The sequence below is a fragment of the Rhizobium sp. CC-YZS058 genome, from assembly GCF_034720595.1.
In the GTDB taxonomy this organism is placed as follows: Bacteria; Pseudomonadota; Alphaproteobacteria; order Rhizobiales; family Rhizobiaceae; genus Ferranicluibacter.
The window spans coordinates 44,474-64,950 of sequence record NZ_JAYESJ010000001.1; the positions used below are offsets into that span (position 1 = coordinate 44,474).

A 20,477-nucleotide genomic window follows, 5' to 3' on the forward strand; every position below is an offset into this window, starting at 1 on the left:
GCGGCGACGGCCGCCGTGCCGGGTCAGGCAGCCGTCGGGCTGAGCAGGCTCATGTCGATCTCGGTCAGCGCCACGCGGCGCTCGAGCGCTGCGCCGCCGGCCGTAAAGAGGTGGCAATCCGCCGCCTTGATGCCGACCGGCATGGGCTGGTCCAGCCGCACCGGGGAGACGCCGGGCAGCATGGCGCAGAAATCCTCGCCCTTTCCTTCCAGCGACGCATAGGCGACGGTCTGGGCACCCAGCCGCTCGATCACGGTCGGCATAAGCGTCAGATCGAGATCGCCCGGCCCGCTCTCAATATGTTCCGGGCGGATGCCAAGCGTCAGGGGCATGCCGGGCTCCACGCCGGCGGGATCAACGGGAACGGTGATCGACCGGCCCTTGTAGGAGACGGCGACGCCCGCCTCGCTGACAGCGTCGCAGGTCACGGGCAGGAAGTTCATCTTCGGATTGCCGATGAAGCCGGCGACGAAAAGGTTGGCGGGCTTGTGATAAAGCTCGAGCGGCGGGCCGACCTGGGCGATCGTGCCGGCATTCAGCACGACGATGCGGTCGGCCATGGTCATGGCTTCCACTTGGTCATGCGTCACATAGATCATGGTGGCTTTGAGCTGCCGGTGCAGCTTGGCGAGTTCGATCCGCATATCGGCGCGCAGCGCGGCATCGAGGTTCGACAGCGGTTCGTCGAAAAGAAAGATCTTCGGCTCGCGCACGATGGCGCGTCCGATCGCCACACGCTGGCGCTGGCCGCCGGAGAGCATGCCCGGCTTCTGCTGCAGGCGCTGGTCGAGATGGAGAATGCGCGCGGCGTGCTCCACCTTGGCCTTGAGCTTCTCCTCCTCCATCTTTTCCACGCGGAGCGGAAACGCGATGTTCTCGAAGACGCTCATATGCGGATAGAGCGCGTAGGACTGGAAGACCATGGCGATGCCACGCTTGACGGGCGGCAGCTCGTTGACGCGCGTTCCATCGATGACGATGTCGCCGCCGGTGGTGCTGTCGAGCCCGGCGATCATGCGCAGAAGCGTGGATTTGCCACAGCCCGACGGACCGACGAAGACGACGAATTCGCCATTGCCGACCGAGAGCTCGACGCCCTTGAGCACCTCGAAGTCGCCATAGGACTTCCGAACCTGTTTGAGAGAGAGCTGTCCCAATTCCGTCTCCGCGCGGGCGGCCGCATTCGTTTGGAGGAGAGGGGCGGCCGCAGGCTTTGCGGCCGCCCGACGATCTTACTTGTACTGTTCGAGTTCGCCGGCTGCGGTCTTCAGCGCAGCCTCCGGCTCGGCCTTGCCGGTGACGACCGACTGGACCATCTCGATCATGACGTTCTGGAAGCCCTTGTAATCCTTGAAGAGCGGCTCCGGACCACCGAAGGCGATGCCATCGATGAACGGCTTCCAGGACGGATCGGCCTTCACGAATTCATCGACCTTGGGCGAGGGGCGGAGGGGGGTAAGGCCCGCGCCGCCCTGCAGCTCATATTCGCCCTGCGGCTCAGGCGAGGTGATGTACTTGGCGAATTCGATCGCCTTGTCTTCAACCCCGGTGCCCTTGAAGATCGCCAGGCTGTCGGTGATGAGCAGCGTGCCTTCGCCCTTGGCCGAGGGGCCGAGCGGCAGAGCGGCAACGCCCCAGTTGATCTTGGTTTCCTTCAGCCGCGCGGCCGCGCCCGAGCCTGCCTGGATCATGCCGACCTTGCCGTCGAGGAAGATGGCGCGGATTTCGTTCTGCTCGTAGGCGGTGGCGCCTTCGACGGAATAGGGCGTGATATCCTTGTAGGCCTGCAGGGCTGCCAGCACTTCCGGGCTATCCATGACGATCTTGTCGCCGTCGATCACCTTGCCGTTGTTCGTGTACACCCAGTGCATGAACTGGTGCATGGTGTTGTCGAAGGTCTTGGCAGGCAGGCCATAGCCGGGGGTGCCGGTCTTTTCCTTGATCTGCTTGGCAAAGGCGATCTCTTCGGCCCAGGTCTTCGGCGGGGTTTCGGGATCGAGACCGGCCTGCTTGAACAGGTCCTTGTTCCAGTAGAGCGCCTTGGTGGAAAACGCGATCGGCACGCCCCACTGCGTATCGTCGAAGGTCACGGTGTCGACGATGTTCGGATAATAGCTCTTCTTTTCCTCGTCCGTCATCGGAACGGGAACGATCAGGTCGTTCTCGGCGAACTCCTTCAGCGTGCGCGAGCCGACATAGGCCATGCCGACCGGCGTGCCGGCGGCAGCGAGCGTGGTCGCCTTGTCCTGGCACTGCTCCCAGCCGACCACTTCCGGCGCGATCTTCCAGCCGGCATTCTTGCCTTCCCATTCCTTGATGTACTTCTCGTGGATCGGGTCGATCTTGTCGCCGCAATAGATCCAGCTGATCTCCTGGTCTGCGGCCTGGGCCGTCATCCCGCCGAGCACGGTCGAGCCGAGCAGGGCAAGCGCGAAAACTCCGGTCTTGTAGGCGATGGTCATCTCTTAACTCCCGTCCTCTGGGGTTGCATTCTTATTGTTTCACCGCGCCGGCGGTCAGGCCGCTGACGAGATAGCGTTGCAGGAAGAAGATCACGATCATGGCGGGCGCGATGCCGACGAAGCTTGCGGCCATGAGCTCGTTCCAGACGACTTCCTGGCGACCGAAATAGGCAAACAGCCCCACGGGCAGCGGCGCATATTCGGTCTTGGAATTGAAGGTGAGCGCGAAGATGAACTGTTGCGCATAGGAGCCGATGAAGGTGGTGATGGCCACCACCGTGATGCCGGGCATGGCAATCGGCAGAATGACGCGGCGCAGCGTGTAGAAGTGGCTGGCGCCATCGACGAAGGCGGCCTCGTCCAGCTCGCGCGGGATGCGCATCATATAGGTGCGCAGGAGCCAGATGGCGGACGGGATGAGGAAGGCGACGCCTGGGACGATCATGGCGAAATAGGTGTTGAGCACGCCCATCGAGCGCATCAGCCGGAAGAGCGGGATCAGCAGAACCGCGCCCGAGAACATGTTGACGGCCAGGAAGGCGCCGAGCAGCGGGCCGGCGCCCTTGAACTCGAAGCGGGCGAAGGCATAGGCCGCCGGCACCACGAGCACGAGCACGACCGCGGTGACGATGGTGGAGATGAAGAAGGAATTGAAGATATAGCGCGCAAAGCCCGGCACGCTCACCCACATCGTCCGATAAGCCTCGAAGGAGCCGTTTTCCGGAATGAAGCGATAGGGGGAGGAGAAAAGCTGGCTGAGCGGCTTCAGCGAAACCAGGAAGCCTTCCACGAAGGGGGCAAGCACGAAGGTCAGGAAGACGGCGATGCCCAAATAGATGCCGACGAGCTCGTACCAGGCATAGCGGTTGATCAGAAGCGGCGGCTCTTTCATCGCTTTTCGACTCCGGAGGACAGGCGGCTGATGATGCGGAAATAGCAGACGCAGAAGATCGACAGGAAAATGCAGATGAAGACCGCGCGGGCGGCACCCTCGCCATATTTGTTGGAGCCGATCGCGGTCTTGTAGGTGTCGATGATCATCGTCGTCGTCTCGCCGGACGGCCCGCCGCGGGTAAGGATCCAGATGATGTCGAAGGAATTGAAGGTCGAGATCAGCGACAGCATCGACATGGTGATCATCGAGGGAACGATGAGCGGCAGGGTGATGCGGCGGAACCGATAGAAGCGGCCGGCGCCATCCACCCAGGCGGCCTCGTAGAGATCCTGCGGGATCGCCTGCATGGCGGCGAGCATATACAGCGTCACCATCGGCACGCCGATCCACACATCGGTGATGATCGTGGCCCAGAAGGCGGTGGAGCCCTGCGCGAGGAAGGCGACCGGACTGTCCACCAGGCCGACACGCTGCAGCATGCCGGAAATCATGCCGAACTGGCCGTTGTACATCCAGCCCCACATGAAGATGCCGATGGCCATCGGCACGATCCAGGGCGGCATGGTCAGCACGCGGAAAAGCGCGCGGCCGGGCACGGCGGCATTGAGCATCGATGCGCCGAAGGTGCCGATGATCATCTTGATCGACACGGAGAAGAAGGTCCACACGAAGGTGCGGATGATGACTTCCGCGAAGGTGGCGTTGAAGATCTTCGAATAGTTCGCCCAGCCGACCCAGTTCGTCGTCCGCTTCAGGGACGCATCGGTGAAGGACAGGATGAAGGTGTCGATCAGCGGATAGGCGACGATGACCGCGACATAGAGAAGCGCGGGCGTCAGCAGGATCCAGGCGAAGAGAACGGCGCTGCGTTGAACGCTCATCCCGCCCATGGCATCAGGCCGCCTTGGCCAGGAGCGCCTCGTCGAAACGGTCCCAGACGGGACGCAGGTCGACGATGGTCTTCTTGATGCGCGCTTCGTCCATGGCCAGCGCCAGGATGCCGGCCTCGAGCGCGTTCAGCGTCGAGACGGGCAGGTGAATGCCGTCGCGCACATGGGCCATGATATCGGCCGCCATCTGTTCGTCGGCGCCGTAATGCTGGGACAGTTCGGTGGCGGCATAGCGCGCCTCCACCACCTTTTCGCCCGAGAGCACCTCGGTCACGTCCATATAGCCGCGGACGAAATCGCCCTCGGCCGTGCCGCGCGTGCCGATGATGGCGAAGCGGCGGAACTGGTCGGGCACGTTGAGATTGGTGTGGAAGGTCATGCCGACGCCATTGGCATATTCGACGATCGCCACCTGGTAATCGATGATGTCGGCATCGCTTTCGAAGACCTTGTCGCTGCCCATCCAGCCGGACGGCTTGGAGTGGAACATCGTCATGTCGTTGACGCCGTCGAGCCGCGGATCATTGGCCGGAATGAAGGTCCGCCGTCCGCCGAAGCTCGAGACCCGCTCCGGCCGCGCCCCGACGATGCCGTTGTAGAGATCGAGATCGTGGCAGCACTTCTCCAGCATGAAGCTGCCGGAGAACTTCTCGTAGCGACGCCAGTCGCGCATGAAGAAGGCGCCGTGATAGGGATAGATATGCTCGGAGGCCTCGATCGAGACGACATGCCCAAGCGTTCCCTTGGCCTTCTCCGCCACCAGATCTTTGTAAAGCGGGGAATAGCGCAGAACGAGGCCGACCATCAGCCGCTCCTGGCCGAAGCGGGCCATCAAATGGGCGAGCGCGATCGAATCCTCGATCGTCGTCACCACCGGCTTTTCGCAGAACACCTTCAGGCCGGCCTCGAGACCGATGCGGATATGATCGAGATGGAAATGGTTGGGAGAACCGATCATCAGGAGATCGAGCGTTTCGCCGGCAATCAGCGCTTCGGGCGTTGCGTAAGCCTTGCCTGCCGATATACCCTTCTCGGTAAGGCCGGGAAGACCTGCCGGATCGGGATCCACATAGCCGACGATGTCGAAGGACGGGTCGATCGTCTTGAAGACATAGCCCAGATAGCCGAGCCGGAAACCGAGCCCGATGATCCCAACTTTCATGATTGCTTACGTTCCCGTTTTTCGTAATTTATTTTCTTCAGACTGGTCTAACTTTTCATTCTCGTCAACAGGCAATGCTGAAATTCTCTGAAGTATGAAATTCATTTTCATAAAGGGAGGCTCATTGCCGGTCGAGCGAGGATAGCGACAGTTCAGCTTGGTCTGCACAACCGAACACATACCAGTGAGTGCGGTAAGTTGAATCTGATCCGGTTGCCGTGGTCACCCTACAAATGCGAGTGCCGGGAACCTCACCAAGAAGGCGCGGTTAGGCAAATAGAACACATGAGTGTTCCGCAAGGCGCAGAAACACGGCGTCTCACGCATTGCTTTATGATGCCCGGCGGATTAAACGCGCCTAGACAGGGCCTGGCGTGATGCCGGGCCGACGGGTTGGGGCAGCGCGGCCGCAATCCTGTTCGCCAGACGACGGACCGGCCTCAAGGCGGCCAAGGGGGCTGAACGCGACGGCACTCCATAAGGGAAGACGCAGGGTGCCTGTTTTGAAGATCATTGTCGTTGGCGCGAAAACCATTCTGTCCGATCCCGCCCGCAAGGCCTGGGCCGAGCGTGGCATCACGCTGGTCGGCCCCATTGCTGCTTCGACGGTGCGGATCGAAGAGGCGCGGCTGGCCGCCGGGGTCGTCCTCGATATGACCGAGGAGATCGACCAGATCTACGATCTCTCCGAGCGCCTCGATCTCGCAGAGGTGCCCTTTCTCTTCGCCGTCATCGGCGAGATGGCGCGCGGCGAGCCGAAACCCTTCCTGCTCAACGACACGGCCGACGACATGGCGGCGATCCTCGAAGCGCTGATGCGCCAGGGCGCCAACGGCGCGCGCCACTAGCCGTCACCCCACCTCGAACCCACTGCATCGGCGCAGCCGATCGTGCCCCGCCGGACAGCCAGTCGTTCCCGCTGCCGCCGGACAGCGTATCGTTGCCCGTGCCGCCCTCCAGAACATCGGTGCCTTTGCCACCGGTCAGCCGGTCCTTGCCGGTGCCGCCGATCAGGGAGTCGCGGCCGGCTCCGCCGTCGATCACGTCATTGCCTGCGCCGCCATAGAGGCCGCCCAGCATGGAGGTCTGGAATTCCTCGCCGAAGACGGTCGAGCCGGCGACCACGACAATGGACTGGCTGTCATCGCCGCTGCCGCCGAAGAGATGGTCGTTGCCGCGCCCGCCCCAGAGCGAGTCGCCGTTCGCCCCGCCCATCAGCCGGTCGCGGCCGGGGCCCGCCTCGATCACATCCGTCCCGCCGTCGCCGGACAGTCGGTCGCCGCCCATGGATCCCGATCGATTGACCAGCCAGTCATTGCCCGATCCGCCCGAGGCGATCAGCGAAACGCCCGGTTTGCCGAAGGTTGTGGTCGATTCATTAAGGAGGATCGTATCGTCGCCGCCACCGCCGGTGCCTGTGAAGCCATTGAGGCTGGATCCGATGACATCGGGCCCTTCCAGGCCGTCAATGTCGGTTTCCGCGACGTTGTAGAGATAATCGGCGTTGTCGGTTCCGTATCGGGTCATGCTCGCCTCTCAGGCCAGAATGAACTCGCTCGCCGTCATGGCCAGGTGCGCGTCGAGCTGTGCGAAGAGAATGGCGGCCAGCTTACCCGTCCCATCGGCATCGTAGAAGAGTTTGCCCGTTTCTGTTTCGTAGATGATCCGGTCGGAGGCATCATGGGCCTTGCCATCAGCGCCTGCCACGAACTGGGAGCTGGTCAGCCTGGATCCTGAGCCGAGCGCGATGAAGACCGTCTTTTCCAGCGAGATCGTATCATCCTTGACGCGATAATCGGTGATGGTGTCGACATTCGTCTTCGCCGACAGTGTCCAGTCGAAGAAGAAGATGTCCTTGCCTGCATCGCCGGTGAGGATGTCCAGCCCGTCGCCGCCCCAGATCCGGTCATTGCCGCGCCCGCCGGCAATCACATCATTGTTGCTGTTTCCGTACAGCAGCTGCGCGGCGGCGCTGCCGAAAATGTGGTCGTTATCGTCGCCGCCATAGACGAGATCCTTGCCATTGGCATAGATCCAGTCATCGCCGTCTCCGCCATAGACGGTGGACTTGCCGCTGCTGGCCTTGCCGAAAAAGCTGGCGGTCGCAATAGTATCGTTGCCGTTTTCGCCATAGAGCGCGTCGTTGCCGCGGCTTTCCGTCAGCGTGTCGTCGCCATTGCCGCCATAGAGCCAGTCGCTGCCGCTGCCGCCGTCCAGCGTGTCGTTGCCGTCGCCTCCGGACAAAGAATCGAGGCCGGTGCCGCCAAACAGCTCGTCATCGCCAACACCGCCGTCGAGCGAATCGCTGCCGGCGCCGCCATCGAGCACGTCGTTGCCCTCGCCGCCATAGAGGCCGCCGAGCTTGGAGGTCTGGTATCCTTGGCCAAGCGCGGTGGAGCCTGCCACCACGGTGGTGATCTGGCTGTCATCGCCGTCGCCGCCACTCAGGTGATCGTCGCCGAGCCTGCCCCACAGCGAATCGCAGTCGTCGCCCCCCTCCAGCCTATCATTGCCGAGACCGGCCTCGATCACATCGCGCCCGCCATCGCCGGACAGCGAGTCGCCGCCAGACGACAGCGATCGATTGACCAGCCAGTCATTGCCGCCGCCGCCATGGGCGATGAGAAGATGAAAAGCGGTGTTGTTGTTGCGTCCGTAGTCGCAGACGACGACATCATTGCCTTCGCCGCCATAGCCGATGAAGGACATTGAATCCGAGCCCAGCACATCGTCGCCTTCACAGCCCTCATAGGAGAGTGCGAATTCATTGTAGATGAAGTCGTTCCCGATCGTTCCGATGGCACCCATGGCCGTCTCCCTCCGAATGGTTGGTTGGAGAGGGTTCTTGCATGGGCAATCAGCGCGGCGCGTCCATATTTCGACATGCTCATGTGCCATTCCTGACAGGCGCGGCGAAAAGAGCGATGGTTGCCTTAGGCCTGTTGGGCGTGGTCGCTGCGCTGCGAGGGGGTTGTGCCGTAGGCTTGGCGGAAGGCGCGGTAGAAGGCGGAGAGGCTTTCGAAGCCGCAATCGAGCGCGATATCGACGATGCGCTGCGTGCTGCCATGCCTTTGGGCGAGCAGACGGCAGGCGCGCTCCAGGCGCTGCATGCGGATGTAGCGCGCCAGCGGCGTTCCGCTTTCCGCAAAAAGCTTGCGCACCGCGCTTTCGCTCAAGCCGAGATGGGCGGACAGATGCGCCTCGCTCAGACGCCCATTGGAAAGATTGCGGGCGATGAACAGCTTGGCCCGGTGCAGGCGCGCATCGCTCAAGGCTTTGCCGGAAAGGCAGCGCTCCTTGCCCATCGCGCTGGCGCCGAGCGCCAGGGCGGCCAGATCGCATAATTGGTCGCCGATCGTTTCCGCCAGCTTGAAGTCCGGCTGGATATCCTCGTTGATCAGCGTGTCGGCATAGCTGCGCAGCAGGCTGCAGGCCGGGTTGTCGCGGCCGAGGCGCACCATGTCGAACCGGTCCTCGCTGGTCACCAGCGGCAGGATCTTGGCGCGCGGCAGGGCAAGGGCGAGCGTGCGCCCGACCTGCCGCGAATGCGACCGAAGCGTTTCGGCCGTCGCGTGAACAAGGATCTCTCCCGCCTCCGCCTTCTCGACGCGCCCGCGCTGCTCATAGACCAGAATGCTCTCGCCGAACGGAATCGAGAACATCACGAGATCGAGCCCGTTCATGTTGGGCGACATGACGAAGCGCGACAGGCCCTGGTCGAAGACCGTAGCGCAGGCCTCGGGCAGCGAGATATTGGCAAAGCGATAGACCCGTCCCTCATCCTCGGCTGCGAGGCCGGAATAGCGGTGGCCGATCATTTGTCCGTAGTGACGGCAGAGATCGCGGAAGCCGGCAATTTCTCCGCCGAGGGCGACATCCGTCTTGGATCGGAAAGGAAGAACCATGCCGTCTCTCCTTCAGGACTGTCATGCACGTCTGTCCGTCGGGTGTGTCCGGTCGTCGACAGAGGCCGGACGGGACCGGACAGTGAAGCGGCCTTCAAGGCCCGAGCGGCGGGCGCTGCAACAGGCTGCCGCTTTGAGGGCGCGCCCACGATCAGCATTGCACAGCACCTCATCATTGCAACCTTATTTTCGAATATGTCATTTTCTATCATTTGCCTGTGCGCAGCGCGCAAAGATTGAAACCGATCGTAGACCCTTGGCCCTCCAGCACCCAACCGTCGCCGCCGACGGTGTTTTTGATAAGCCGGCGAATGATTTTGTCTGCGAAAACGAAGGGCCGATGTCGCTTTTTCTCCTGCGCGATGACGCGAAGCGTGACAGTCTGAGCCCATGCGCATGCGCTTCGCGCCGGCCCTGATCGAGAGGCCGGTTCAGCCGAGCGCCAGTCAGGAACGGCCATGCAGTCCACCATCGTCATGATCAATCTGCTTGGGGCCGTCGCTCTTCTGCTTGTCGGGCTCGCACAGGTGAAGGACGGTGTGTCGCGGGCCTTCGGCGCGCGGCTGCGCACCGGGCTCGCCACGGCGACGCGACGCTCCTGGCGGGCCTTCGTCTCCGGCCTCGTCGCCACGCTCGCGCTGCAGAGCTCCACCGCAACGGCGCTGATGGTCTCCTCCTTCGTCGAGCGCAGTCTCGTCAAGCCGCGCATGGCGCAGATCGTGCTGCTCGGCGCCAATCTCGGCACAGCGCTGACGGCCTGGATCGTCTCGACCGGGATCGAGTGGCTTTCGCCGCTCCTCATCCTGTGCGGCTTCGCCCTGACCCGCAGCGCCGCCACGGCGCGCCAGGGCGGCGGCGTCGCGCTGATCGGCATCGGTCTCATGCTGCTCTCGCTGCACCTCCTCGACCAGGCCAGCGCGCCCATGCGCCATTCGGCGGCGCTTGCAACCTTCATCCGCCTGCTCGATGGCGCCTGGCCGGTGGCCTTCGCCTTTTCAGCCGGCCTTGCCTTTGCCTGCTCCTCCAGCCTCGCCATCGTCGTGCTGATCCTGTCGCTGGCGTCCACCGGCGTGCTGCCCGGCGGGCTGCTGGTGGCCCTGGTGCTCGGCGCCAATCTGGGCGGGGCAATCCCGCCTTATGTCGCCACCTTGCGGGCAGCGCCTGCGGCGCGGCGCATCACGCTCGGCAATCTCATCGTGCGGGCTTGCGGCTGTCTCGCAGCCCTGCCGTTCGCCGGACAGGCTGCGGCACTTCTCGCCCGCCTGCCGGGCGACAAGCTGCCGGTCGATGCGCATCTTCTCTTCAATCTCGTCCTTGCCCTGCTTGCCTGGCCGCTCACCCGCAGCCTCACCCGGCTGATGGTGCGGCTGGTGCCGGAGGAAGCGGGTTCCGACCAGGGGCCGAGCTATCTCGACGCCCACGAGCTCTCGACGCCGGTGGTGGCGCTGACCAGCGCCACGCGCGAAGTGCTGGGGGTCGGCGATCTCATCGAGCGGATGCTGCTGAAGGCGGCCGATGCATTCCGGACCGGCGATCCGGCCACGCTGCGCGAAATTCCGGCTTTGGAGCAGCGGGTCGACCGGCTGCAGCAGGAGGTAAAGCTCTATCTCTCGCGCCTCGGGCGCAGCGAACTGACGGAAGAGAACGCCCGCCGCTCGATCGCCATCATCGACTATGCGATCAACCTCGAACATATCGGCGACATCATCGAGAAGGGCCTGTCCGAGCAGGTCACGAAGAAGGTGTCGCTGGGCCTGACCTTTTCGGAAGCAGGCTTTGCGGAGCTGTCACGCTTCTTCGACCTGACGATCGACAATCTGCGCATCGCCCAGACCATTTTCGTCACCGGTGACATTCACCTGGCAAGGCGCCTGATGGAGGTGAAGGTGGAGGTGCGCAATCTCGAGAAGCAATCGGCCGAGCGCCACTTCCAGCGCCTGCGCGAAGGCCAGCCGGCCAGTCTGCAGACGAGCTCGCTGCATCTGGACATGCTGCGCGACCTGAAGCGCATCAACGCCCATATCGTCTCGGTGGCCCATCCGATCATGGATACGAGCGGGCTGCTCAGCGAGAGCCGGTTGCGGGCGATGTAAGGCCCGCCTGCGCTCAGGCGACGCCGCGGCTTGGCACTGCCGTTTCCAGGCCGTGCGGATCGGCCACCATCGGCCAGATGGTGCGCGGTGCGCGGCGATAGGGCGTGCGGGCCGGATTGTTCGGGTAGGGCGTGCCGGCCGAACAATAAAGGATCTCCGCCGCGATCTTGGAGAAAGAAGCGTAGAAGTGGTTGGTCGATTTGATGACCAGGATCTTCATCGCCGTCGGGTCGATGCCGAGGGCGGAGAACAGGCTGGGGTCAAAACTCTGGGCGCGGGTGGAATTGAGGATGATGTCGATGCCATCCAGCCGGATATGCGCGGCATCGCCGAACGGGGCATAGCTTTCGCCGAAGCGCATCTGCGCATTTTCGACCAGCCGCACCACGGTCACGCGCCCGTCGATCGGCTGGCCGGTGCCGGGGGCGGATTTGGCGCCGAAGCGCAAGGGGATCTCCGCACCTTCCCCGGCCGCCATGCAGATCTGCACCGCCATCGGATCCCAGATGGTGCCGATCGCCACATCGCGCGCGCCGCGGGCGAGGAGCTCGGCCAGCAAGACGGTCGCATCCCCTGCCGTCCCGCCGCCCGGATTGTCCCACATATCGGCGATCACCACCGGATGGGCACGCGCAGCCAAGGCACGCGACACCGCCTCGCGCTCGTCGATCTGCGGCATGATGAAGGTGCCGCGCCGGGCAAAGAGTTCGAGGCCGAGCCGTCGCGCCAGCGCCTCTCCGGTCTCGGGGGCATTGTCGGTCACCACCAGCATCTTCGTGCCCATTTCCGGCACGTCGCCGGCCATGAAACCATGGATCACCGAGATCGACAGCACGCTGTCTTCCATGCGCTCCAGCGCCGCGATGCGGTCGACGAAGCTGCGCATCGGGTCGCGCGAGGTGGGGAAAACATCGATCATCCGGCAATCGAAGACCGACATGACCGGTCGCACGCGGCCTTCCAGCGTGTCGACGGCAATGCGCCAGAGATCCTCGGCGCGGTCGACGAAGTCGGTATGGGGGAATTCCTTGAAGTAGACGAAGAAATCCGCCGCCTGCCGGCGCTTTTCCGTCAGGTGCGAATGCGGGTCGAGCTCGGCGCAGACCAGGACGTCTGGGCCGACCATGGCGCGCACGCGCGCAAGAAGGTCGCCTTCCGTGTCCTCGTAGCCGGCAGCCACCATGGCGCCGTGCAGGCCGAGCACCACGGCATCGACGGGGAGGGCGGCCTGAAGCTGGCCGAGAATTTCGTCGCGCAGGCCTTCATAGGTCGCCTTTGCGACAAGACCGGCGGGATCGGCCCAGGCTGCAGTGCCTTCGATCAGCGTCCAGCCCTTGTCCCGGCAGACGCGCCGGCCGACGGTGATCGGGGCGGAACAAAGCGTGGGCGTTTCGGGGTGTTCGCCCGGCGGCGCGTAGAGCGAGGCAAGGAAGGCGCGGCGATCGATGCAGATCGGCGAAAACGTGTTGGTTTCCGTCGCCAGCGCTGCCGTAAAGATCCGCACATGTCCCCCCGCGGCGTCAGCCGTCATTTCTCTTCCATCGGATTGGGCAGGTAGCCCGTAAAGCCGCAGATCTTCCATCGTCCCGCATGGAAGCGGCAGTAATAGAGCGTCTGCCATTTCAAGACGTCGCGCGTGCCGTCGGCCTTGGTGATCGCTCCATCGAACATCTTGCGGGCAAGCGCCGCGCTGCCGGAAATCTCGATGTCGGTCAGCGTTGTCGTCCTGAAGATCGCCTGGCGGGGATCCTCGGCAAAGGCGGTGGCGGCAAAGTCGCGCGCCTGGCGCAGCCATTCCTCGCGGTAGTCGGCAAGCGTCGGAAAGGTGAGGCGCCATGTGGCCGGGCTTACCGATTTCCGGCCGTCGATGCCGAGGAATGCGTCCTCGACGAAATCGTCGGCGACCATCGACCAGTCGGCGGCGAGGAAGGCCGTGATGTCGCGCTCGACCAGCATCTCCCAGATCGCGCGGCGGTCCGTGTCCGCAGCAGGGAACGGGTTGGCAAACGGGTCTCGATCCACCGTCATATTGAAATTCTTTTCATGAACGCCGATTTTCTCTGGTCAAAATCCGTCTTGTATGGTCACTTGTCAACGGATCACGAAAATAATTTGCAAGGGGAGCGCGGTGTCCATCAAACGCTATGGAGATGTGCAGGCTGGCGCCGGCGGAAAGCCGCTGCCCTTCGCCCGCGCGGTCGAGGCCGATGGCTGGCTGCATGTCTCCGGCCAGGTGGCCATGGAAAAGGGCGAAATCATCGGCGGCGGCATCGTGGCCGAAAGCCACAAGGCCATTCAGAACCTGATCGCCATCCTGCACGAGGCCGGCTACGGCGTGGAGCATGTGGTGCGCTGCGGGGTCTGGCTGGATGATCCGCGCGACTTCTGGAGCTTCAACGCTGTCTATCAAAGCTATTTCGGTGCCCATCCGCCGGCGCGTGCTTGCGTCCAGTCCGCCATGATGGTCGATTGCAAGGTCGAGATCGACTGCATCGCCTACAAACCCAAGGAAGGCTAGCAGTCGGTCATGGCGGCGGTCGGACAGGGGTTGGCGGACGGCATGGATCTCTTTTCCAATCTGCAGGCGGAAAAGGCGAAGCTGTCGCCTTCCGAGGGCCGGATCGCCGACATCATCCTTAACGACTTCGAGTTTGCCGTCGGCGCCTCGATCATCGAGCTGGCGGAACGCGCCGCCGTCTCGCCGCCCACCGTGACGCGGTTTTGCCGAAGGCTCGGCTGCGACAGTTTCTCCGATTTCAAGATCCGGCTCGCCCGCACCGCCTATGTCGGCATGCGCTATCTCAAGCCCGAGCCGAAGAGCTCCAATGCCGGCGACGTGGCGCAGGAAATCATCACCAAGGCGCAGAACGCTCTGTTCCTCCTGCACGACCAGCTCGAGATCGCGGCCGTGGAACAGGCGGTGGAGCGGATCGTCGCAGCCGAGATGGTCTACGCCTTCGGCTCCGGCGGCAACTCCTCCATGGTCGCGACCGAGCTGCAGAACCGGCTGTTCCGCCTGGGCATCCGCGTCACGGCGAGTGCAGATCATAGCATGCAATTGATGCTGACGGCCGCCGCCCGGCCTGGCGATGTCATCATCGGCTCCTCGCTCTCCGGCCGCAATGCCGAGCTGGTCCGCTCCTTGAAGCTTGCTGCCGAGCTCGGCATTCCCACCATCGTGATCACCCAGACCGGCAGTCCGGTGGCCGAAGCCGCCGATACGGTGCTGGCCGTGGATCTGAGCGAAGGCGTCAACATCTTCCGTCCCACCTCCACCCGCATCGCCTACCTGGCGCTGGTCGATATCCTCGCAAGCCTCGTCGCCTATGGCGTCCAGGCCCAGGCCGCGACCACGCTGCGCCGCATCAAGGAGCAGCTCGTCAAGCACCGCGACGGCGACGATCGACAGCCGCTCGGAGACTGAGCCATGCCATCCCTTTCCCCAGACAGGACCTCGCAGCGCTGATGAACACACTCGCCATCGTAACCGGCGGCGCCGGGGATATCGGCCGCGCCATCGCCGCCCGGCTTTCCGCCGATCATGACAGGGTGCTCCTGGTCGATCTCGACCTTGAGGCGGCGAACGCTGCGGCGAAAGCCCTGGGGCCGGCCGAGCGCTTCGTTGCCCTGCGCTGCGACGTGACCGACGAAGCCGATGTCGCGGCCATGGCAGAGAGCGCGCGCGGGCTGGGGCGCGTGCGCACGCTCGTCAACAATGCCGGCGCCGCCTTTTCCGTCAGCCTCCAGTCGACCACCGCGGAAAGCTGGCGGCGCGATACGCAGCTGAATTCGGAAGCAGCCTTCCTCTGCCTGCGGGCGGTGGAAGACATGTTGAAGGAAACCCGGGGCTCGGTCGTCAACATCGCCTCGGTCAACGGCCTGCAGGTCTTCGGCCACCCGGCCTACAGCGCGGCCAAGGCGGCTCTCCTGCATTTCACCCGGCTGACCGCGGTGGAATATGGCCGCTTCGGTATCCGCTCCAACGCGGTGGCGCCGGGCACGGTGCGCACGCAGGCCTGGAATGCGCGGGCCGATGCCAACCCTAATGTCTTCGAGGAAGCCAAGCGCTGGTATGCGCTCGGCCGCGTCGTCGATCCCAAGGACGTGGCGGAGGCCGTCGGCTTTCTCGCCTCGCCGCTTGCCGCCGCCATCACCGGCGTCTGCCTGCCGGTCGATTGCGGGCTGACCGCCGGTTCGGCCGAACTCGCCCGCACCTTCTCGCAATCCGACGATTACTGACCACGCACAGTCACAGCAGCAAGGAACAGACCATGGCCCCGACCTATGCCCCCGCTCTCTACCGCCTGGACGGTACCTGGTCGCCCAAGGGCGGCGCGAATGGCGCCTTCACCTTCACGCTGTTCAATCTCTCCGACCAGCCGATCGCCGATTTCTCGCTTGCCTATACGTCGCTGACGCGGGTGATCGATGCAGAGGCCGTCACCAATGCCCGCTTCCTGCGCCGCAACGCCAATTTTCATGAATTCGCGCCGCCGGACGGCCTGTCGCTGTCGCCGGGTGAGGGCTGGACCTTCACGGTGTCCGGCCTGCATCGTCCGGCCAAGCACTGCACCGAAGGCGCCAAGTCCGCCTATCTCACCCTGTCTGACGGCAGCTTTGTCGATGTCGCGGTGTCCGATCTCCTGCTCGCCGATGCGCCGAGCCTGCCGCCGCCGGTGCTGTTGCCGAAGGGAAAGCTCGACCTGCCCTTCGCGCTGCAGCCCTGGCCGGCCGAGATCGATGCCGTCCCCGGCGACGGGTTCCCGGTCGTTCTCTACCCGGTGGAAGGCACCTCGACGGACTCCCTGAAGGCGATCTCCGCCGTCACCGCCCTCATCCGGCGCCTTTTCGAAAGCGCGCATGCGCCCTTCTCGCTGATCAGGGCGCCGGAGGGGCGCGCGCTCTCGCTCACCCATCAGGCCGATCTCGGGAAGGAGGCCTATCGGATCCGCTTCACGGATGACGCTGTCGATCTCGCTTTCGGCGATGCCGCCGGCCGGCAATATGGCCTCACCACGCTCGCCCAGCTTCTGGAAGGGGCGCGCTCGAAGCCTGAGACCTTCCGCTTCCCCGCCTCCGGCACCATTGCCGACCGTCCGCGCTATGGCTGGCGCGGCTGCCATCTCGACGTGTCGCGCCAGTTCTATCCGGTGGCGGACGTGATGCGGCTGATCGATATCCTCGCCTGGCTGAAGCTCAACATCTTCCACTGGCACCTGACCGATGACGAAGCCTGGCGGCTGGAGATCAAGGCTTTTCCGCAGCTGACCACCACCGGCGTCCTGCGCGCGCCGCAGGGACCGCTGCTGCCACAGCTCGGCAATGGCGCAGATCCTGTCGGCGGCTTCTATTCCCAGGACGATATTCGCGCCATCGTCGCCCATGCGGCGCGGCTTTCGGTGGAGGTCGTGCCGGAGATCGACATTCCCGGCCACAATGCGGCGACGCTGGTGGCGCTGCCGGATCTGGTCGATGGGCAGGAGGCGCCGGACAGCTATCACTCGGTCCAGGGCTTCCCCAACAATGCGCTGAACCCGGCGGTCGACTTCACCTACACCTTCCTCGAAACCGTGTTCGACGAGATGGTGACGCTGTTTCCGAGCGAATACCTGCATGTCGGCGGCGACGAGGTGGCGCATGGCTCCTGGCTCGCCTCGCCGCAGGCCAAGGCGCTGATGGAGCGTGAAGGGATCGACGGCACCTTCGCGCTGCAATCCTATTTCCTCAAGCGGGTAAAGGCCATGCTGACGGCGCGCGGCAAGAAGCTTGCCGGCTGGAACGAGGTCGCTCATGGCGGCGGCGTCGGAGCGGAGGGCACGCTGCTGATGGCCTGGGAGAACCCGAAGGTCGGCATCGAGCTCGCCGAACAGGGCTACGAGGTGGTGATGACCCCTGGCCAGGCCTATTATCTCGACATGGTGCAGGACGATGCCTTCCAGGAGCCCGGCGCCAGCTGGGCCGGCACGGTGCCGCCCGGCCATACCTATGCTTATGAAGCAGCAGGCGACTTTCCGGACGCGTTGCAGGACAGGCTGAAGGGCGTGCAGGCCTGTATCTGGAGCGAGCATTTCCTCTCGCGCGGCTATTTCAACCGCCTGGTCTTCCCGCGCCTGCCGGCGATTGCCGAGGCCGCCTGGACCCCGCGGGCGAACAAGGACTGGCAGCGCTTCGCCGCCATCGTTCCCCTCTGCCCGAAGCTTTGAGGAGAGACCATGCTGCGCATCGCTTTCGGCGGTATCCATACCGAATGCAGCACCTATTCGCCGGTGCTGATGGCGGTCGAGGATTTTCGCCTGATCGCGGGAGAGGACATGCTCTCCTTCGACTATTTCGACTTCCTGCCGACAGAGGGGGTCACCCTCCTGCCGCTGCTGCACGCCCGTGCCGTTCCGGGCGGGCCGGTTTCGCGGGTGGCTTATGAGCACTTCAAGGCGGACTTCCTCGCCCGACTGTCCGCCAGCCTGCCGCTCGACGGTCTCTATCTCGCCATGCATGGCGCGATGAATGTCGAAGGCATGGACGATGCCGAAGGCGATTGGATCGCCGCCGCCCGCGCCGTGGTCGGGCCGGCATGTTTGGTTGCCGCGAGCTATGATCTGCACGGCAATGTCAGCCAGCGCATCGTCGATCAGCTCGACATCTTCGCCGCCTATCGCACGGCCCCGCATATCGACGTGCGCGAGACCATGCTGCGCGCCTGGTCCATGCTGGTCGATGCGTTGAAGGGCGGGCCGCGGCCAGGTGTCGCCTGGGCCAAGGTGCCGGTCCTTCTGCCGGGCGAGCGGACGTCGACCGAGGACGAACCAGCCAAGGGGCTTTACGAGGCTCTTCCCGCCTATGACCGGCAGCCGGGCGTCCGTGATGCCAATCTGATGGTCGGCTATGTTTGGGCCGACGAACCGCGCGCGACGGCCTGTGCCGTGGTGACGGGCACGGACAGGCAGGCCGCCGCCGACGCCGCACGGGAAATTGCCGCCGGATACTGGGCGGCGCGCGATGCTTTCGCGTTCGGCCCTGTGACCGGCCCGCTGGAGGCGATGCTGGATGCGGCGGAAAAAGCCGAGACACGGCCGGTGATCCTGGCCGATTCCGCCGACAACCCGACCGGCGGCGGTGTCGGGGACCGGGCAGATGTGCTGAATGCGCTGCTTTCCCGCGGGTTCGACGATGCGCTCCTGGCCGGCATTTGCGACCGGCCCGCGGTGGAGGCCTGTTTTGCGGCGGGAGAAGGCGCAAGCTTGTCCCTGCGCATCGGCGGCAGCCTCGACCCATCAAGTAGGCCGGCCGTGATTAAGGCGCGTGTGCTGGGGCTCGATGATCCAGGCGGCGCGGCGGAGCGCCAGGCGGTGGTGCGGGCAGGCGGGATCACGATCGTGCTCTCGGCCCGGCGCCGTCCCTACCACACTCTCTCCGATTTCGCCCGGCTCGGCCTTGATCCGAAGCAGGTGCGGCTCCTCGTCGTCAAGTCCGGCTATCTCTCGCCCGATCTCGCGCCGATCGCCAATCCCAACCTCATGGCCCTGACCGAGGGCGTGGTGAACCAGGATATCCCGGCGCTGGCCAGCCATCGCCGCAGCCGGCCCGCCTACCCCTTCGACCGCGATTTCACCTTCGAGCCGGAGGTCCGCTTTTCCGCGCGCTGGTCTTGAGCATCTCACGCGAAAGGGCTGGATTTCGCGGGGCTTGCGGGCCGGGCGGGCGATTGTGTGGTGCAGGCGCTTCTGCTTAATGTCGCGCGCAGCCGAACGGGCTGCGCGTGATTCCCGTTCTTCGGCCCGTCCTGCAGAACACCCGATCCGGCCTTCCCAGAAGGCACGGGCGGCGCTGCGATGGCTTTGGCCGCAACAGACAGCGTCCCATGGCTTTCCCCATTCCCGACATCTACCGTCACCCGACCGTGCGCACCAGCATGCTCGCCATCTTCGCCTTTGGCTTTTCGGGCGCGACGACCTCGCCCTACCAGTCGGTGGTCGGCATCAAGGAGCTGGGGCTCGGCGATGGCGCCTATTCGGCAATCATGGCATCGGCCGCGGCGGTCAATGTGCTGGTCAGCCTGCTCGTCGGCAATTTTGCCGATCGGCTGGGCGAATATCGGCGCATGATGCTGGTCGTCTGTCTGTTCGGCATCCTCGGCTATGGCGCGATCTATCTGGTGCCGACCCAGGCCGTCTTCGTCGGCGCGGCGCTTCTCGTCCTGCCGGTCTATGGGGCGCTGAATTCGCTGCTTTTCGCCAATGTCCGGGCTGTTACGCGGGACATGCCGGGTGAAACGATCGCCGAGGTCAATTCCGGCGTTCGCGCCATGATCTCGCTCTCCTGGGTTCTGGTGCCGGGGCTGACCGGCGTCTTGCTGGCGCAATCATCGACCATGCTGCCGGCCTATCTCTTCGCCGCACTCGCCGTGGTGGCCTGTCTCGGCTTGATCGCCTTCGCCATGCCCAAGGTGAAACCGACCGAGATGCTGGTCATCAACCATATGAGCTACTGGGCAGCGCTCGCCCATGTCATGTCGCCGCGGATTGCGGTGCGGGTCCTGGCCGTCGCGCTCGTCACCGGCATGCTGCATGTCAACGGCGTGGTGCAGCCCTTGATCGTCGTCGGGCCGGCCGGAGGCAAGGTCGGCGATATCGGCGTGCTCGTCGGCATCGTCGCGCTCCTGGAGGTTGCTTTCATCCTCGTGCTCGGGCGGGTCGTGCGCCGCTTCGGCGCCATGCCGGTGCTGGCCGCCGGCACGGGGCTTTACGTGCTCTATCTGGTCCTGCTGGGTCTTTCCACGGCGCCCTGGCACCTCTACGCGCTGACGCTGATCAGCGGGGCAGGGGCAGCGGCGCTGATCAGCATACCGATCACCTATCTCCAGGATCTGATCGCCGACCGCCCGGGCCTCGGCAGCGCGCTGATTTCGGTCAACATGTTCCTGAGTGCCGGGCTCGGCGCGCTGCTCTTCGCGCTCGGCACCGCCGTCGGCACCTATTCCCTCGCCTCGATCATCGGCGGAGCGGCCGGTGCCATCGGCATTTCCCTGTTGATCCTGCTCGACGGTTTCCACCCGCGCCCCGTCGCCTGAGCG

Annotated in this window: 19 protein-coding genes; 8 read left to right on the forward strand and 11 right to left on the reverse strand. The window is 64.4% G+C overall.

The genetic code is table 11. The features are described 5' to 3' along the window. Positions 1-23: 23 nt before the first annotated feature. The 5 genes from U8330_RS00220 to U8330_RS00240 all read right to left on the reverse strand — a co-directional run bounded on the left by U8330_RS00220 (position 24) and on the right by U8330_RS00240 (position 5,409). The gene (locus tag U8330_RS00220; RefSeq protein ID WP_323103053.1) at positions 24-1,157 is read right to left on the reverse strand and encodes a sn-glycerol-3-phosphate ABC transporter ATP-binding protein UgpC; all 1,134 of its coding nucleotides are present in this window, start codon (positions 1,155-1,157) and stop codon (positions 24-26) included. A gap of 75 nt (positions 1,158-1,232) precedes the next feature. After that, positions 1,233-2,462 (reverse strand): extracellular solute-binding protein, encoded by a 1,230-nt coding sequence (locus U8330_RS00225; RefSeq protein WP_323103055.1) that lies wholly within the window; start codon positions 2,460-2,462, stop codon positions 1,233-1,235. Between the two features lie 31 nt (positions 2,463-2,493). Next, entirely contained in the window at positions 2,494-3,354 is an 861-nt protein-coding gene (locus U8330_RS00230; RefSeq protein ID WP_323103057.1) for a carbohydrate ABC transporter permease, read from the reverse strand. Then, positions 3,351-4,238 carry a sugar ABC transporter permease gene (locus tag U8330_RS00235; RefSeq protein WP_323103059.1) on the reverse strand — a complete coding sequence of 296 codons (888 nt, stop codon included), beginning with the start codon at positions 4,236-4,238 and terminating at the stop codon, positions 3,351-3,353. The genes U8330_RS00230 and U8330_RS00235 overlap by 4 nt, the downstream gene beginning before the upstream one ends. 13 nt (positions 4,239-4,251) lie before the next feature. Next, positions 4,252-5,409, reverse strand: coding sequence for a Gfo/Idh/MocA family oxidoreductase (locus tag U8330_RS00240; RefSeq protein WP_323103060.1), 1,158 nt, complete (start codon positions 5,407-5,409; stop codon positions 4,252-4,254). A 494-nt stretch (positions 5,410-5,903) separates the two neighbouring features. On the opposite strand from U8330_RS00240, the gene U8330_RS00245 reads away from it, so the two are divergent. Further along, entirely contained in the window at positions 5,904-6,257 is a 354-nt protein-coding gene (locus tag U8330_RS00245) for a hypothetical protein (protein ID WP_323103062.1), read from the forward strand. Here U8330_RS00245 and U8330_RS00250 read toward each other — a convergent pair. The 4 genes from U8330_RS00250 to U8330_RS00265 form a co-directional block, all read right to left on the reverse strand. After that, positions 6,181-6,936, reverse strand: coding sequence for a calcium-binding protein (locus U8330_RS00250; protein WP_323103063.1), 756 nt, complete (start codon positions 6,934-6,936; stop codon positions 6,181-6,183). The two genes, U8330_RS00245 and U8330_RS00250, sit on opposite strands and share 77 nt — an antisense overlap. Positions 6,937-6,945: 9 nt before the next feature. Further along, entirely contained in the window at positions 6,946-8,217 is a 1,272-nt protein-coding gene (locus tag U8330_RS00255) for a calcium-binding protein (protein ID WP_323103065.1), read from the reverse strand. A gap of 125 nt (positions 8,218-8,342) precedes the next feature. Continuing rightward, positions 8,343-9,314, reverse strand: coding sequence for a helix-turn-helix transcriptional regulator (locus tag U8330_RS00260; RefSeq protein ID WP_323103066.1), 972 nt, complete (start codon positions 9,312-9,314; stop codon positions 8,343-8,345). Positions 9,315-9,522: 208 nt separating this feature from the next. Next, positions 9,523-9,792 (reverse strand): hypothetical protein, encoded by a 270-nt coding sequence (locus tag U8330_RS00265; protein ID WP_323103068.1) that lies wholly within the window; start codon positions 9,790-9,792, stop codon positions 9,523-9,525. Between U8330_RS00265 and U8330_RS00270 the strand changes: the two genes are divergently transcribed. After that, positions 9,773-11,407: a Na/Pi cotransporter family protein gene (locus tag U8330_RS00270; protein ID WP_323103069.1), complete on the forward strand. Its 1,635-nt coding sequence runs from the start codon at positions 9,773-9,775 to the stop codon at positions 11,405-11,407. The two genes, U8330_RS00265 and U8330_RS00270, sit on opposite strands and share 20 nt — an antisense overlap. 13 nt (positions 11,408-11,420) lie before the next feature. Here U8330_RS00270 and U8330_RS00275 read toward each other — a convergent pair whose 3' ends face one another. Together U8330_RS00275 and U8330_RS00280 are read right to left on the reverse strand one after the other, a co-directional pair. Next, the gene (locus tag U8330_RS00275; RefSeq protein WP_323107061.1) at positions 11,421-12,911 is read right to left on the reverse strand and encodes a M81 family metallopeptidase; all 1,491 of its coding nucleotides are present in this window, start codon (positions 12,909-12,911) and stop codon (positions 11,421-11,423) included. A gap of 23 nt (positions 12,912-12,934) precedes the next feature. Then, positions 12,935-13,435, reverse strand: coding sequence for a hypothetical protein (locus U8330_RS00280; RefSeq protein WP_323103071.1), 501 nt, complete (start codon positions 13,433-13,435; stop codon positions 12,935-12,937). A gap of 100 nt (positions 13,436-13,535) precedes the next feature. Here U8330_RS00280 and U8330_RS00285 point away from each other — a divergent pair, with 100 nt between their 5' ends. The 6 genes from U8330_RS00285 (at position 13,536) to U8330_RS00310 (ending at position 20,474) form a co-directional block, all read left to right on the forward strand. Next, positions 13,536-13,925 (forward strand): RidA family protein, encoded by a 390-nt coding sequence (locus U8330_RS00285; protein ID WP_323103073.1) that lies wholly within the window; start codon positions 13,536-13,538, stop codon positions 13,923-13,925. A gap of 42 nt (positions 13,926-13,967) precedes the next feature. Beyond that, positions 13,968-14,831 carry a MurR/RpiR family transcriptional regulator gene (locus U8330_RS00290; RefSeq protein ID WP_323107062.1) on the forward strand — a complete coding sequence of 288 codons (864 nt, stop codon included), beginning with the start codon at positions 13,968-13,970 and terminating at the stop codon, positions 14,829-14,831. Between the two features lie 41 nt (positions 14,832-14,872). After that, complete coding sequence (locus U8330_RS00295; protein ID WP_416236781.1) at positions 14,873-15,646, forward strand: SDR family oxidoreductase; 774 nt, start codon at positions 14,873-14,875, stop codon at positions 15,644-15,646. Between the two features lie 32 nt (positions 15,647-15,678). Continuing rightward, positions 15,679-17,610, forward strand: a complete 1,932-nt coding sequence (locus U8330_RS00300; protein WP_323103074.1) for a beta-N-acetylhexosaminidase — start codon at positions 15,679-15,681, stop codon at positions 17,608-17,610. Positions 17,611-17,622: 12 nt separating this feature from the next. Next, positions 17,623-19,056, forward strand: a complete 1,434-nt coding sequence (locus tag U8330_RS00305) for a M81 family metallopeptidase (RefSeq protein ID WP_323107064.1) — start codon at positions 17,623-17,625, stop codon at positions 19,054-19,056. 209 nt (positions 19,057-19,265) lie between these two features. After that, on the forward strand, positions 19,266-20,474 hold the full coding sequence (locus tag U8330_RS00310) for an MFS transporter (RefSeq protein ID WP_323103075.1): 1,209 nt from the start codon (positions 19,266-19,268) through the stop codon (positions 20,472-20,474). Positions 20,475-20,477: the final 3 nt, after the last annotated feature.

Coding starts and splice junctions, on each gene's coding strand:
- U8330_RS00225 (WP_323103055.1), bottom strand. CDS start 2,462: ATGACCATCGCCTACAAGACCGGAGTTTTCGCGCTTGCCCTGCTCGGC.
- U8330_RS00230 (WP_323103057.1), bottom strand. CDS start 3,354: ATGAAAGAGCCGCCGCTTCTGATCAACCGCTATGCCTGGTACGAGCTC.
- U8330_RS00235 (WP_323103059.1), bottom strand. CDS start 4,238: ATGAGCGTTCAACGCAGCGCCGTTCTCTTCGCCTGGATCCTGCTGACG.
- U8330_RS00240 (WP_323103060.1), bottom strand. CDS start 5,409: ATGAAAGTTGGGATCATCGGGCTCGGTTTCCGGCTCGGCTATCTGGGC.
- U8330_RS00250 (WP_323103063.1), bottom strand. CDS start 6,936: ATGACCCGATACGGAACCGACAACGCCGATTATCTCTACAACGTCGCG.
- U8330_RS00255 (WP_323103065.1), bottom strand. CDS start 8,217: ATGGGTGCCATCGGAACGATCGGGAACGACTTCATCTACAATGAATTC.
- U8330_RS00260 (WP_323103066.1), bottom strand. CDS start 9,314: ATGGTTCTTCCTTTCCGATCCAAGACGGATGTCGCCCTCGGCGGAGAA.
- U8330_RS00270 (WP_323103069.1), top strand. CDS start 9,773: ATGCAGTCCACCATCGTCATGATCAATCTGCTTGGGGCCGTCGCTCTT.
- U8330_RS00265 (WP_323103068.1), bottom strand. CDS start 9,792: ATGACGATGGTGGACTGCATGGCCGTTCCTGACTGGCGCTCGGCTGAA.
- U8330_RS00280 (WP_323103071.1), bottom strand. CDS start 13,435: ATGACGGTGGATCGAGACCCGTTTGCCAACCCGTTCCCTGCTGCGGAC.
- U8330_RS00290 (WP_323107062.1), top strand. CDS start 13,968: ATGGATCTCTTTTCCAATCTGCAGGCGGAAAAGGCGAAGCTGTCGCCT.
- U8330_RS00295 (WP_416236781.1), top strand. CDS start 14,873: ATGAACACACTCGCCATCGTAACCGGCGGCGCCGGGGATATCGGCCGC.
- U8330_RS00300 (WP_323103074.1), top strand. CDS start 15,679: ATGGCCCCGACCTATGCCCCCGCTCTCTACCGCCTGGACGGTACCTGG.
- U8330_RS00310 (WP_323103075.1), top strand. CDS start 19,266: ATGGCTTTCCCCATTCCCGACATCTACCGTCACCCGACCGTGCGCACC.